The sequence below is a fragment of the Arcicella sp. BE140 genome (assembly GCF_031456255.1).
GTDB classification, from domain to species: Bacteria; Bacteroidota; Bacteroidia; order Cytophagales; family Spirosomataceae; genus Arcicella; species Arcicella aquatica.
Genome location: NZ_JAVDUE010000028.1, coordinates 17,491 through 31,759 on the forward strand (window position 1 = coordinate 17,491; position 14,269 = coordinate 31,759).

The 14,269-nt window shown below is 35.1% G+C and carries 18 protein-coding genes; 16 read left to right on the plus strand and 2 right to left on the minus strand.

Translation table 11 applies throughout. The features are described 5' to 3' along the window. The 16 genes from J2Y60_RS24225 to J2Y60_RS24300 all read left to right on the plus strand — a co-directional run bounded on the left by J2Y60_RS24225 (position 1) and on the right by J2Y60_RS24300 (position 12,132). Entirely contained in the window at positions 1–627 is a 627-nt protein-coding gene (locus J2Y60_RS24225; RefSeq protein ID WP_309924650.1) for a glycosyl hydrolase 108 family protein, read from the plus strand. After that, the gene (locus tag J2Y60_RS24230; RefSeq protein WP_309924651.1) at positions 611–1,018 is read left to right on the plus strand and encodes a hypothetical protein; all 408 of its coding nucleotides are present in this window, start codon (positions 611–613) and stop codon (positions 1,016–1,018) included. The genes J2Y60_RS24225 and J2Y60_RS24230 overlap by 17 nt, the downstream gene beginning before the upstream one ends. Positions 1,019–1,036: 18 nt before the next feature. Continuing rightward, positions 1,037–1,522 carry a hypothetical protein gene (locus J2Y60_RS24235; protein WP_309924652.1) on the plus strand — a complete coding sequence of 162 codons (486 nt, stop codon included), beginning with the start codon at positions 1,037–1,039 and terminating at the stop codon, positions 1,520–1,522. Then, positions 1,495–1,656 (plus strand): hypothetical protein, encoded by a 162-nt coding sequence (locus tag J2Y60_RS24240; RefSeq protein WP_309994776.1) that lies wholly within the window; start codon positions 1,495–1,497, stop codon positions 1,654–1,656. Before J2Y60_RS24235 ends, J2Y60_RS24240 begins: the two co-directional genes overlap by 28 nt. 119 nt (positions 1,657–1,775) lie before the next feature. Next, complete coding sequence (locus J2Y60_RS24245; protein WP_309924654.1) at positions 1,776–2,483, plus strand: hypothetical protein; 708 nt, start codon at positions 1,776–1,778, stop codon at positions 2,481–2,483. Positions 2,484–2,489: 6 nt separating this feature from the next. Then, entirely contained in the window at positions 2,490–3,095 is a 606-nt protein-coding gene (locus J2Y60_RS24250) for a hypothetical protein (protein ID WP_309924656.1), read from the plus strand. A gap of 25 nt (positions 3,096–3,120) precedes the next feature. Then, complete coding sequence (locus J2Y60_RS24255) at positions 3,121–3,615, plus strand: hypothetical protein (protein WP_309924657.1); 495 nt, start codon at positions 3,121–3,123, stop codon at positions 3,613–3,615. A 1-nt stretch (position 3,616) separates the two neighbouring features. Continuing rightward, a complete protein-coding gene (locus J2Y60_RS24260; protein WP_309924658.1) occupies positions 3,617–4,372 on the plus strand; it encodes a hypothetical protein in 756 nt (251 codons plus the stop codon). Continuing rightward, entirely contained in the window at positions 4,369–4,605 is a 237-nt protein-coding gene (locus J2Y60_RS24265; RefSeq protein ID WP_309924659.1) for a hypothetical protein, read from the plus strand. Before J2Y60_RS24260 ends, J2Y60_RS24265 begins: the two co-directional genes overlap by 4 nt. 49 nt (positions 4,606–4,654) lie before the next feature. After that, entirely contained in the window at positions 4,655–5,119 is a 465-nt protein-coding gene (locus J2Y60_RS24270) for a hypothetical protein (protein ID WP_309924660.1), read from the plus strand. Positions 5,120–5,125: 6 nt separating this feature from the next. Then, positions 5,126–8,557, plus strand: a complete 3,432-nt coding sequence (locus J2Y60_RS24275; RefSeq protein WP_309924662.1) for a hypothetical protein — start codon at positions 5,126–5,128, stop codon at positions 8,555–8,557. Between the two features lie 11 nt (positions 8,558–8,568). Then, entirely contained in the window at positions 8,569–8,799 is a 231-nt protein-coding gene (locus J2Y60_RS24280) for a hypothetical protein (RefSeq protein ID WP_309924664.1), read from the plus strand. Beyond that, positions 8,786–9,334: a hypothetical protein gene (locus J2Y60_RS24285; RefSeq protein ID WP_309959329.1), complete on the plus strand. Its 549-nt coding sequence runs from the start codon at positions 8,786–8,788 to the stop codon at positions 9,332–9,334. Before J2Y60_RS24280 ends, J2Y60_RS24285 begins: the two co-directional genes overlap by 14 nt. A 2-nt stretch (positions 9,335–9,336) precedes the next feature. Further along, positions 9,337–9,534: a hypothetical protein gene (locus tag J2Y60_RS24290; RefSeq protein ID WP_309924667.1), complete on the plus strand. Its 198-nt coding sequence runs from the start codon at positions 9,337–9,339 to the stop codon at positions 9,532–9,534. 79 nt (positions 9,535–9,613) lie between these two features. Then, positions 9,614–11,476 (plus strand): hypothetical protein, encoded by a 1,863-nt coding sequence (locus tag J2Y60_RS24295; RefSeq protein WP_309924668.1) that lies wholly within the window; start codon positions 9,614–9,616, stop codon positions 11,474–11,476. Beyond that, entirely contained in the window at positions 11,476–12,132 is a 657-nt protein-coding gene (locus tag J2Y60_RS24300; protein WP_309924669.1) for a hypothetical protein, read from the plus strand. Before J2Y60_RS24295 ends, J2Y60_RS24300 begins: the two co-directional genes overlap by 1 nt. Before the next feature lie 98 nt (positions 12,133–12,230). Here J2Y60_RS24300 and J2Y60_RS24305 read toward each other — a convergent pair whose 3' ends face one another. Next, the gene (locus tag J2Y60_RS24305; RefSeq protein ID WP_309924671.1) at positions 12,231–12,617 is read right to left on the minus strand and encodes a hypothetical protein; all 387 of its coding nucleotides are present in this window, start codon (positions 12,615–12,617) and stop codon (positions 12,231–12,233) included. A gap of 97 nt (positions 12,618–12,714) precedes the next feature. After that, complete coding sequence (locus J2Y60_RS24310; protein WP_309924673.1) at positions 12,715–13,929, minus strand: phage integrase SAM-like domain-containing protein; 1,215 nt, start codon at positions 13,927–13,929, stop codon at positions 12,715–12,717. Between the last annotated feature and the right edge of the window lie 340 nt (positions 13,930–14,269).

Sequence of the window (14,269 nt, forward strand, 5' to 3'; positions counted from 1 at the left end):
ATGAAGAAATTTATTATTTTACTCTTAATAATTTTTCGTTTTACAACCTGTTTTAGTGCTGATTTTGTAAGATTCTTCAACAATACAATTTCAGTAGAAGGTAAGACTTTTGTAAGCTTAAAATTTGACAGAGGAAACGAAACATTATACGGAATCACGATTGGCACTTATAAACGCTTTTGTGATTTGCCCAAAGTACCGATTGTTTGTGATAAGAATGCTGACAAAGTAGTCAATTACAAAGATTTGGCATTAATGAAATTAGGAGAAACCAAGCCTATTTATAAGAAATATTATTGGGATATAACCTTGGCTGACCAAATAGAAAACCAAGCCGTTGCCGAATTTATTTCAGACTTTTTTGTCAATTCTGGCGGTTCTCCTAACAATATCAAAAAGATTCAAGGTTTGGTCGGGGTTGCTCAAGATGGCATCATAGGAAAAGGTACAATCAGGGCAATTAATAAGCAAAACCCTAAAATCCTATTCGATAAAATATACCTGTTTCGGCTTGACTTTTATCATAGAATATGCCTTAGAGATAAAACACAATATATGTTTCTCAAAGGTTGGACAAACAGAATTGTAAAACTTAAAAAAATCTATCAAAATGGCAAATTCATTTAAACCAATCGTTCTTTTAATCTTCCTGAGTGCTATGTGCTTCTTAGGGATTCGTAGTGTAAGTGGCAACAACAATGATAAGGAAAATAAGTATGTGAAGTTGAAAGTTGATACCGCTCAGGTAGTAAGTACGGTTCATGAAATACATGACATCGTAGAAAATGAGATATTAATTGATACAACTCAATTCGGGGTATGTGACACTTGCCGAACATCTTTTACGACTGTACTCGAGGATAATCGAAAGCTTTGTGATTTGCTTTTTGAACAGAATTTAATCCTTTACGATAGATTGAATATTACCAAAAGGCTAAATGATTCACTCGCAAATGTTGAAATATTGCTAGTAGCGGAAATGAAGAAAAGAAAAGCCGTGAATCAGCAGCGGTTGTAAATATCTGGACAAACACAAATGGCAAAAATAGCATTTCAAACCTTCTCAGAAAAAAATCAGAGTTTAAAAGATTTTGTAATGTGCATGGCAGTGAAAGGAGTTTTCTTTCATTGTGAAATACATTTTAGAGATGGTGCGGTCGGTTCTTCTGGCAATAAAAATAGAGGTGTTGTTTTGATAAGCAATAAAGATAGAGAATACAAGTCGGGCGAATGGATATTTTATGAAATTCCTTGTACAGCTTCTCAGGAAGATAAAATGAGAGATTATTTTATTCAAAACCTCAATCAAAAGTACAATATGAAAGGCGTGCTTGGCAGTATGGTTACAGGTTTAAATGTAGATAGCAAAAAGGCTGAATTTTGTTCCGAAGTTTGTTTTAACTCATTAACCAAGGCAGGAATTATAAGCAATTTTGGTTTAAAAGCCCAAGAACTTAGCCCAAGCCATTTACAAACCATAATCGAAAAATTAGGATGGAAAAGAAGTCAATTTTACCAATAGTAGCTTTAGTTTTTACAATCGTAGCATCTGGTTTTATCATTGCTGGACAGATAACTACATTTTTTGTTAACTGGGCAATTTTAAAAGAAATGCGACTAAAAAAGCAAATAGAAAGCAATGTTAAAACTGTATAAAATACTCGTCGTTGTTGCCGTTACGCTAGGCTCCTATCTGTTTTTTGATGGTATCTATTTGAAACCACAAAGAGATAAAGCTAAGAGAAAATTTGTAATTATTAGACCGAATTAAGAAGATGCTAGCAATAGAATTACTAAGAACTAAATATTACAGTGATGCTGACATTGCTGGAAATTTAGCTATTGTAAAGAATATCAGAAATAAGTTTGGCACTCTTATCAATGAAGAATGTTCAAGCGGAAATGGGAATTTAGAACCATACTTACTTGAAAGCTTGTACGCTATTGAAAGTAAAGGTGACCCAAACGCTGTAAATGGTTCAACATACGGACTTGGGCAATTAGATACTGCAACGGCTAGTAATATACCATTCTGGCTGAAAAAGCGTGCTAAAATAATGACCTCATCACAAGAGGATAAAATAAAGAAATTGTTTGGTAGTGCCTTGGCGGATTGTTTACTAAATCTTAAATATGACAATGCACCTTCTAAATGTTCGGGAAACGCTCCAAGTATCAATTTAGTGACCCGTGCAATGTTATTGAATCCAGAAAAGAACATTGCATTGAGTGCCATGTACATGGATTATCTGATTGATAAATACTCTTTCGGTGGTACTTCAGTGACACCACCAACAGGCGTAAGACTTGATAAGTTGATTGTGCATTACAATGCTGGTCAAGGGAACGCCGCTAAAGTACCACAAGGATTAACGCCAACGGATACGACAAACTGGGTAAAGCAAAAATTGAGCATAACAACCTCTGACTATATTTTAAAATTCATTGGCAAAAATGGATTTGTTGACATTCTAAACCGATAAAATCTAATGACACAAGGTGACATTTTATATGCAAAAGGCAATACAGTGATTGGTACTGGAGCTATAGTCGATACAACCAAGTACGACCCTTGGAGTACTTCTATTATTGACCAAATCGCTTTGCTTGATAATCCAGATGCGAAACCAACAGGCGAGCAAATTCCTTTGTTCATTGGTGCTGCAACATATCCACCTGAGCGTAAAAAATTGCTACAATGGGAGTTTGGCGATGCCGTAGGAGTGTTTACTGGCAAAGTAAAAATCCTATCAGGCGTTTCTTATTCTCAAGTAACCGTTCAGTTACGAGCATATTATGGCGTAGGTGATGATATACCTCAACCTGCTAAAGTTTGGGTGCGAACAAATGATGTTACTAACAACCAAAAAGAGTTAACCGCTTTGGCTTCAAGTGGTGATTCTGGTGGAGTAACAGTTAGTGACTTAAATGCAAAAAGACAAAGTGACGCTTTGACCAATAAAGTGACGACAGGCACAGGAACTGGTAACGGTATTATCAGCACAATTACCTCTGCTTCTAACCTTATTTGGTATGCACTTGGAGCGTTAGCAATTGGGGTTGGAATTTGGTATTACCGTACTCGAAATAATTAAGAATAACCTCTAAATCTATTAATAAATGGGTGCTTATAAAGATAAAAACGGTGTTACTCGAGCGGGTGCTGTTTTGAAAAGTATCGGAGGTTTTTTCTCTGGAATATTTGGGAAAAAATCTACCACTCAAACAGTAACTGACCAAAATGGAGATTCGGTTGAAATTACGACACCAAAAGATAAAACAACAGCAGGAAAAATATTGCAATCAATTGGCAATGTGTTTTCTGGCATCTTTAAAAGTTCAGGTACTTCCCAAGGCAGTAATACTACACAAAATCAATCTGGCTCTGGTTCGAGTGTTTCTGATTTGTTGGTTTCAATTGGTGGTGTAGTAGCTGGGTGGATTGGTGCTAAGACTGCAACTATGGGAGTTCCTAGCACTGACCCTGCTATTTATGAACAGCAAAAGCAAGAAGTTGAGCAAAAACAAGCTACAATCGGAACAGGGGTTGTAGTTGGTTTAGTCTTGATTATTGGAGGTGTAGTTGCTTGGCTGATTTTTAGAAAAAAAGACTAGCATGGAGCAATTTGTTATCATTTCCGAAATAGACAAAAAGCTTTTACCAATCGACAAATTGAATGCTTTAGCGGCTGCATTAACCATTCAAGCCAAAGAACATTTATACAAGTTTTGGGCTAAAAATGCAACCTATGAAGTTGGGAGCCTACAAGATGTAACAGCGGGTAAAATACCTTTTTATATCCAATACGACATAGGCGTAAATGAACAAAACGGGTACCACTGGGCGGAAAATAGAAAACCTTATGTAAAAGTAAAGTTCAATCCAGACTTTGACCAATTATGTTTAACCTGTTCGCATGAAGGCTTAGAAACGATCATCAATCCGCAGATTGACAAGTTCTCCGCTCTTGAAGATTTAACGATTCTAAATTCAAAAGGACAATCATTCTTTGAAATATGTGACATCTGTCAAAGTAAAGAATATGCTTATAGAGTAAACGGAATCTTAGTATCAAACTTTGTTACACCAAACTATTATGATACTGTTCCGCAAAAGAATGTACAGTATGATTACTTGAATTTTGTGGAAAGGCCCGGTGAAATTCTTGAAGGTGGTTATAGGAGTTGGAAACTCAATGATTCAGAAGTTTTGCAAGCTTTCAAAGTAAAAGGGCTTTTAGTTTATAAAAAAATTACTGGTGATAAAATCGTTCAAGTTACCGCAAAATCTCAGCCTTTTACATGGGTCATACCTTTGATTATAGGCATAGGAATCTCAATCTATTTAATCTTTAAATCTAAAAAATCATGATGATTACTAAAAAACCAAAAATTAAAGCCAAATCAGTAAAAGCCGTTACATTAAAAAAAGTAAAGGGTAAAAAAGGCTCAATGGCTCAAAAAGATGCTCAAGCAAAAATCAAGAAAGTATCGAAAATTGCTACTGAAATTCAAAAAGAAGGTGGGCAAAAAGTAGTTACTAAAAAGGTTTACAAAATCAAGCGTAGTGATGCCGTGAAAAAAGCTTGGAAAAAAATCAATTAATCAATCATTAGGCTTTGCAGGAATGTAAAGCCTAAAAACTTTTGAACCAATGAAAATTTTAAAATTTATATATTTTTTCGTACTGGTTGGCGGGTTTTTGTACTTGCTTGATTTGCTATTTGAATTTAATAATGATGGTGAAAATACTACAGTTAATCCCTCTCAAACACTTTCCACTTCAAGCGTGAATCTAGCGTTAGCTACCACGATTGCTAGTCAGGGAGATAGTTACAACACACGATTAGATAATTTAATTGCTACAATAGCAAGCGATAAATTACAAATCAGCACACACAATTTAAGTGCAGGGCAATCTATAACATTTGTTGCAGGAACGGTTAAAAGAATTGGCATTAATCCACTTGCAGGAACTTATACTGTCAAAATTGGGGATAGTGATACGACTACTAACCTTTCTGATTATTTCGATACAGGTGTAAGCTCTCAATATATTGATACGGTTATTGTCATTAACTGCATTTCTGGAAACATACTAATTACTAAGACTTATTAAAATACTATGAAAAAAATATTCATCATATTACTTTTCTTGTCACATTTTGTGACTGGACAATTTTTGCCTAATACCAAACAAATTGTTGGCACAAAAGAAGATATTGTTAATAAAAGTATTAGCAAGACTTTAGGAACTAGCGATATTTTATATCCTTCTCAGAAAGCTGTAAAGTCTTATGTTGATAGTTTAAGCATACTCGCTCAAAATGGATTTCAAGCAGGTTTAAATACAAAACTCAATATAAGTCAGGCAATCAGCTTTGCTTATCCAAAAGGTTTTTATAATGTAAGTGCGAATACCCCTCCTTTATCTGCTACTCCTGATGGTTCATTTGAACAGGGTGCTTTTTATGAGATAAACAATTCGGGAACGATTGGATTTTCTGGCAGTAATTTTAGTTCTGGACAAGTCCTAAACGTTGGTGACAAACTTGTAAAAATCGGGACACAGTGGGGTTATATGCCTTATCCTGAGACGTCAAGGTTAAAGAACATTGAAGCTGTAGTTTCTAACTATTCGGTTTTAGGCTCTGCTGTAATTACAAATGGTTCATATCAAAATAGTGCAGGAACTGTTGTTACTTCTGCTTCAAGGAGTTATACAACCTTTACCGTTGGGAATGACCTTATAAAAGTAAGTACCGTTGTTAATGGTGGTATTCCAGTAGCAATTTTTAAAAATAGCAGTGGAACCGTAATTTCTACACAAGGGACGGGGGTTAATGGTAGTGATTTAGCATTCACCAATTACTATTTGAATATTCCTGCGGGAACGGTAACAGTCGTAATTAATGGGAATGTAGCTTCGCCAACCGTTGTTTATAAAGGTTCTGTTTTTGACCAATCAGCCCAAAAGAGTGTAGTAGATGCTCTTTCTAGTAATGTCTCTAGCTTATCTACAAGTGTTTCCAATAATACGAATGCTTTATCTGGTTTTATCAATCAGACTATTACTAAAAATGATGGCTATTGGATCAATAGTTCTGGTACTTCAACGGCTTCACCAAGTAGAACTTATGCAACATTTTCGGGTGCCAATGGTGATAATGTCATAGTAACCACAACCATCAATGGAAATGGAATACCAATAGCTGTTTATAAAAATGGTTCAACTGTACTTGGTTCTCAAGGTGCTGGAATTAATGGACGAGATACAACATTTACCAATTATTCCCTAAGTATTCCTGCTGGTACAAATAGCATAATTGTAAATGGTAATGTAGTCGCTCCACTTACTGTTAAAAAATATTCATTAATCAGTAAAGCAGCTTCTACCAGTACAACCGATTCTTTAAAAGTTAGGATAAGTAATGGAGAAACCCTTGTTTCTAATTATTCTTCTATCCTATCTGATTATGCTACTCAATCGGTATCAGTAACCCAAGGTTCATTTATTGATTATAGTGGTACGGTAACTACAAGTTCACCTCGTAGTTATACAAGTTTATCTGCTACTCCTTCTGATAAAATAAAGGTTACTACTTCTTTGAATGGTAGTGCTATGTATTTAGCACTTTTCATGAACAGCAATGGTATTGTCATTAGTAGAGTAGCTCAGGGAACAGATAATGTTACGACAAATTATAATGATTATTTGTTGACTATACCTGAAGGTACGACTATCATCAAAGTAAATGGCATGGTTGCTAATCCAATCATTGTCAAAAAACTTACATTATTTAATAAGGCGGTATCAACTTCGACAACCGATTCCTTAAAGGTTAGGATAAGTAATGGAGAAACCCTTGTTTCTAATTATTCTTCTATCTTATCTGATTATGCTACTCAATCGGTATCGGTAACCCAAGGTTCATTTATTGATTATAGTGGTGCGGTAACTACAAGTTCACCTCGTAGTTATACAAGTTTCTCTGCTACTCCTTCTGATAAAATAAAGGTTACTACTTCTTTGAATGGTAGTGCTATGTATTTAGCACTTTTCTTTGATAATAATGGTAATCAATTAAATAGAATTTCTCAGGGAGTAGATGGCGTTACAACCAATTACACTGATTATTTATTGACAATCCCTAATGGCACTACTAATATCAAAGTGAATGGTATGGTAGCAAGCCCAATTGTCATTAAAAAATTGACATTGTATAATAAAGCTGTTTCTTATGCTACAACCGATTCTTTAAAAACTAGATTAAATGCTTATGAGACTCAATTAAATGCTCAGAAAAGTATATTAACTGATTATGTAAAGCAAAATGTCACTTTCACAAATGGTTCTTATTTCAGTAGTACAGGTACAATAGTATCAAGTAGTTCTCGAAAATTCACTAGCATTGCTGTTAATAGTTCAGATGCTTATAAGGTAACAACTACGATAAATGGTGGTCCTGTTTATCTTGTGGTATATGTGAATTCAGGAGGTACTGTATTAGGCACGCAAGTGCAAGGCACAAACGGCGTAAATAGTACCTATACAGATTTTGCATTGACAATCCCTGCAACTACGGCTTATGCTTATATAAATGGAAATCTGAATGATAGCTTAATTGTAAAGAAAACACAGTTAATCTCACAGTTCGCTCAAAAAAGTGACATTACGGATTTAAAAAATTATGTAGATAACTCTAACCCTTCTGGATGGAAAGGAAAAACAATTTTCTGGTTAGGTACAAGTATTCCAGAAGGTGGTTTATATCCAACAAATTCAGCTGTTAATCTTGGTGCAACGGCAATTAATAAAGCCGTTGGTTCATCAATGGTTCGCATATCAAGGGCTGACGGGACAATTAATAGTTTAGCTTGGCAAAATGTATGTTACAGTCTCTCTCATACAATTGCTGAAAAGCAAGATTTAATAGATAACTGGGCTACTTATAGATTAATATTAAGCAATAACCCTCCTACAACTTTAGATGCAACAGAACAGGCTAAAATATTAAGTTGTAGTTATGAAAACAGGCTATTGCCATACTTGAATGGTACATTCCCGATGCCTGACCTTTTCGTGTTTGACCACGGAAGGAATGACAACCTAAGTTCTGATACAGACACTCAATATACAACTGTTCCAAGCGTAAGGAACGATAGACGGTATTATATGGGTGCAATGAACTATCTGATAGATTTGATTTATCAGTATAATCCTTATGCACGCATTGCCTTTGTTGGGCATTACGAAAATTGGGACTTTTCACGAGTATCGGTAGGACAACAAAACTTAGCAAACTACTGGCAATTACCAATTTTAAAAACTTGGGAACACACGGGCTTTTCGCAAAATATTGTAGTAGGCTCACATACATTGTGGAGTGTTGCTCCGTGGAGTAATTACATACCAAGTGGGCAAAATACTGCTTTAGATATGAATATGAGAAGGGTAATGCTACCAGATTATATTCATCCGAGTTCAGCGACAAATGGGAAACCACAGGCTTTGTTAACCGCCATAATCACGAATTGGCTTAAAACATTACCATAACCAAAACTCTTATGATTTCTAAAAAAATATCCTTTTATCTACCTATTTGGTTTGTCGTATTTCTGAAAAGTACAAAGGATGTGTTAATAGGTATCTCTTTAAGTAGTATCGGCTTATCTGTAGTTATAAATGACCCAATTGTACACTGGTCAGCATTAATAATTAATTGTATCAGGGAATTGACGAGTGTTATTTTAAAAATTTGGATTACACAAGAAATTTCAGAAGATGAAAACAAATAAAGTAATGAAAATCAAACATATAATCATTCTATCATTTACAATCTTTTCTTTAATTGGCTGTATTTCTGAAAAGAAACAACGATTCAAAGCAGAGCAATTTTATAGGGAACATCCCGAAGAATTGGCTCAAAACTGTGCTGAAAAGTTCCCAGTAATGACAAAGTTCATACAGGGCGTTACTATAACTAAGCGAGATACTATCTTTCAAAAAGGAAAGGTTTTAGACTGTCCACCTGTTTTTGATACAATTACAAAGCAAAGCTTTATTCCTAAAGTGATTTGTCCAGAAGAAAGAATTATTTACAAAACGGAGTACAGAACTGATACTGTCATCAACGAAAATACGGCAAAAGTTGAACAGTATCGGTTATTGAACGATAAGACTGCTAAGGAATTGGCTATTAGTCAAAACAATGAAATGTTAGCCAATAAAAAGGCTAAACAACGGTTTTGGATGCTAATTGGATTATTAGCCGTAATTGTTCTTGGTGGATTTTATCACTATAAAAAAACGTTGCTGGCCAACACCAAATAATTATGAATGTACTGTCAGTAGTCGGCTCGGTTTTGGGTTCTGTTTTAGGAATAAACGACCAATCACAAGAAAATAATATTGATGAGCTACAAACACAAGTGGCAAGCTTATCAAAAAGTCTTGGTACATACAAAACCCTTACTTATGTATTTGGTTTGGGTTTTGTGGTTTGCCTTATTGTTATTTTCCGTAAAAAATAATGTGAATGTCCGGGCTTTAATAAATCAAGCTCTGTCCGTGAATAATCGATTAGTTCTAAAATACTCTAAATCACATATCATGAAAAAAATATTCTTAGTATTAGGCTTTGTCGCAGGTATAGCCATTTACTTTTTTACACGTAAAAAAACTGGTACTTCAGCAGGAACAGGTACGGGGGACTCTCTGCTATCTGGCTTAAATTTTCCTGTTTATACTTCTACTACTAGCAGTAATTCAGGTGGTACTGGAGGTGGTACTGTGATTGACAATGGCGGTTCTGGAGGTGGTGGGACTACTGACCCTAACGCTTTGACAAACGAAGTTAGAGAACTGGTTTATACCGTTCCTGCCATGCTGAATCAGGTTGATTTTAGTTTCATCAATGATTTTGACGTTCCATTACATCCAAACCCTACCTACCCAAACGAGCCTGTTTTTAAATGTTTGCTAAAAGGGCTTAATTACCGTTCTCAATCAACTGTGGGTAATATTTTCAAAAAAGGGTTTACTAGCTTAGAATGGGGATTAATGATAAATACTACTGAAAGGCAGGTTTACCCAGATTACTATTCGAACTTTGTTTCACCAATTCCACAGGAAAAGAGAGTTATTTTTATCAGTAGTGGTAATACAAACTTACATAGTTCTGCCTCAACCTCTGATATAAACAATACACCATATTCAGCGTATAACAATCTAACAGGTGACCTTACGAATAACATTTGTAAGATGTTTGATGGTAGTTCAAATGTTGCTAAAATACATCTCCTTGGTTTAGACATTGAGAATGGTATTTGGGGTTTGCCAACGGCTGACCTTGCCAACCGATTAGTTGCCATTAATGAAAAATTGCATGAAGGTTGTGACCCAAACACTAAAATATCTTTGTTGTATCAGGCTTTGCCAGTAGTAGATGTTGGTTTCGGTGTTACCTACGCTAAATACTCAGAACCTGCCAACGCTTATTGGACGACACCTGCAAGCATGACAGAAAATGCCATTGCGATGGGAATGCCTGCTGGAAACGTTGGCAAAAGCTTACATAGTTTAGCTTATATCAAATGTATGTTTGAATATTATTTGATGTACGAAGCGTTTCAGAATGAAGGTGCTGTATTAACAAATATTTTGGATACTCCTCTTTTAAGTGGTAGTGGTGTTAATATATCTGTTCTTACTCATTTTGGTGTATCAAACCAAGATAGCCCTAGTTACTTACACTTTGCTGCACATTTAGCTTCTGGATTAGAAATCAATATTCCAAAGTTGAACGGGAAAAAAGTAATGGTTCAATCTAATAATTTCAACATAGGTGGAACAGGCTATTTTTATAGGGATTTTGGTAATGACTGGCCAAGTCAACCTGATACTAGCAAAATAAAACAGTGCTATGATGGTTTTAAATATGCGATTCCTGCACGCATGATGGAGGCTATGGCTTTGCTAACTTATTTCTCTGGTGCTGAATATTATAACTGGGATGCTAGTGATGTCTTAACGCCTGTCAATCGTAGTTTAGGCGAATATGTTAGCAATGAAGTGAGCCGTAGAGATTATGTTGGTATAGGTGGCGAACAATCGGCAATGCGTAGATTATGTGCTGAAAAGGCTCAAGTTGGCAGTACTCAAAAAAGTGTAGCTGACCTTATCGACGGAACAGAGATTTACACGCTTGACAACACTAAAGTTGATTACTTAAATGTATCGGCATTCTCAGGGGTGAGAGCTGTCAAAGGGTTGGATTGGCGAACCTACAAATTGAGTGCTGTACGTTGTATCGTGAATGAAGCAAAAGGATTAATTGCTATTTTGGCTTTCCAACCTTATGGCGTTGAGCAATCAAGTGTAGATGTGGTTTACAATTCAAACGGCTTTAATTTCCGTAGGAACATTTCTATACCTGTAGGACATAATAAAATTTACATTTACTCATTAACCTAATGAAAAAAGCATATATTTTTATAGGTGTTGCCATTGCGGTAATAATCTATCTACTTACAAAAAAGAAGGGTGTTGTTGGTGTTACTGGTAGTAATGGTGAAAGTGCTTTGAGTAGTGTAAGTAGCTATGTACAAAATCTACTTTCTGGGAAAGATACAACATCAAGTACTGGTGATAATACTGGAACTGAGAACGGAACAGGTACTGACACTGGTGATAATACTGGAACAGGAACTGGCACAGGTGATAATACCAATACCACAACTGGTGCAACCGAGCCATTATCGTTAAGGTACAATGGTGGGCAATTCTTGTATAAGAAGTATAACGGACAATCTTTGCCAAGTGGTGGATTAGGGTATTTAGTCAACGGCACTGTTATTTACTTGAGCAATGTATATTATTCTGTTCAGGTAGGTGAATATCTGCCAAAAGCAAATGTTGACCCTTCAAGCCCATATAATTCTTCTGGAGTAAACGTCAATATGAAACTTGGAAGATTTATTGTTAGTGGAACATGGATAGATGTTTATGGAGAAAATAAGTTTACGACATTACCTAGTAATGGCTTTGGGTTTACTATTGATGGTGCAATTGTTTATTATACTATCGTAAATGAAGGTCAAGAAAATGAATATACCTCTTATTTCTTGTGAAACAACAGTGCTTTATTTACTCAGCTCATTCACAATTTTATACGATACATGATCTAAATAAAAACGGCTACTTGGGTTCAAGTAGCCGTTTTTATTATTTATCTTTTTCTCATCCTATAAGCCCGACCGTAAACTGTCGTGGTAAAACCAGTATGACCCGCCACTACGAGCGGAACCTTATAATACTTTGTTTTAAAACTAGGATTTAAGATTCCATCTATATTGTATTTCTTCAAGGCATTTTGATAAGTCAATTCTCGTCTAAATTCTTCTGATTTCTTCTTTGTTCCAACTCCAACAAACAAAATATTTGTTCTTGAGAAGTTTTCAGAATATTCTATGTTATCAAGTATCTCGTAGGCATCCGTTGAGACGTCAGCGAGCTTGTTAGTAGTAAAATTATTAGCGTTGGAGTATTGAGGAGTTTGAACATAGCAAGAACTTAAACCAGAGCAAAGAATAATGGCAATTAGGCATTTTTTCATTTTTATAGAATTTGATTGTTAGAAATACAAGATTAGATAAAAAAAATAACTTTATTAAAGCATTACATTAAAAAACAGGAGTTTGTAGAAAATAAATTTAATCAAGTCCTTTCAGATAATCTTTTGACAATTCCACTTTGTCAATCTCAAGGTAATTTCTGATTTCCCTAGTGGATGTCCACCCAGCAACATAGGCAATTAATTCTCCACGTAGTTTACGTTTATTAAAGGCTATACTTATGCCAGAACTCCTACTTAGTTTACTGGATACTTTCTTTTGAACACCTACTTTAGCAAAAGCCCTTTTAATGTATTTTTGTAGGGTGCTTAGGTTCATCTTAGGCATTTTATCAATACCTTGATACTTTTCCATTATTTCTAAAGCTTTTTTGGATAATGGAACTGTCTGGATTTGGTTATTTTCTTCTGTTCGCTTTTTCCTAGCCTTAATAATCCAGTACCTTCCTGTTTCATCTTGCTGCAAGTGCTTGGCTTCCTCTAGCTCCAAATAATCACCGTAGTTCAGTAACGTTTCACGCATAAAGAGAAACACGTCAATATATTTTCTTTCAGTATCAGTAAGCATATTAAAATTATCAAAAAGAAGTTGATAATCATTCTCGTTTAAGGTCTTAACATTTTTTACTGGGTCATGCTTTAGTTTATAATTTTCTGTAAAATTCACCTTGATAATATTTGAAGTCTTGGCAAGTTGACAAACTGTCCTGATTAGCTTTAAATGTTTAGTAGCATACGATTGACCACATTTAAGCCGTGAAGTCAAGTAATTATCAAACATTTCACACATACGCTCGTTAAATTGACTTACTAATAGTTCTTCTTTATTGATAGATTTCAGAAACTTATCAATATTCTTTTCTCGTTTTAGATAACTATTGTAGGTTGACAATTCAATATTGCCCTTGTGTTTTAATTCGCCATCAGCACGAATCTTAGCATATTGTTGGTCAAGATATTCAGCAAAAACAGTTTTAAAAGTACGTGCTAGTTTTCTATCAACTAGGTTCAATTCTACTGTTTCTACTGTTAATGTTTCGCCCATCATTTCCTTTACTATTTTGTTCATTTCCAGAACATCTTTCATTTGGGCAATTTGGCGATTCCTTCTTTCAGCATCAAACCCAACGAAAAAACCGTTTCTTTCGTCCCATTCGTTACGATGACACTTGATTTTCGTTGACTTTTCTACTGATTTTCTACTGTTGATGTTAACATAATAGTAAATAATGCCAAAACCTTCGTTTTTAAGGACGGTGCTTTGAGAAGCTTTGAAATAAAATGAAATTTTCATTTGTTGGTAGTTGTTTTGAGCTGTCATTGTAGATATTTCATAAAGGTGAAAAAAATGTTACTAACACCGCAAATGAAATAAAAACGACAATAGAAGTTTAGAATTTGTTGTCCAAACAATAGAATTTTAGAAAAATAGGACGCTGGAAAGAAAGTAAATGCACAAAAAAAGCAATGAAGGCACAATTGATAATTGTGTTTTCATTGCTTTTGTGTCTTTATTAAGGCAGTATTGCATTGGGAGTGATCCCGTTGGGAGATAGAATCAGAGCGTATTTGTCAATCTTTGGGCGGTATTGATATTGTCGCTAAAATTGATGAAATGGCATCGGAGTTAGCTT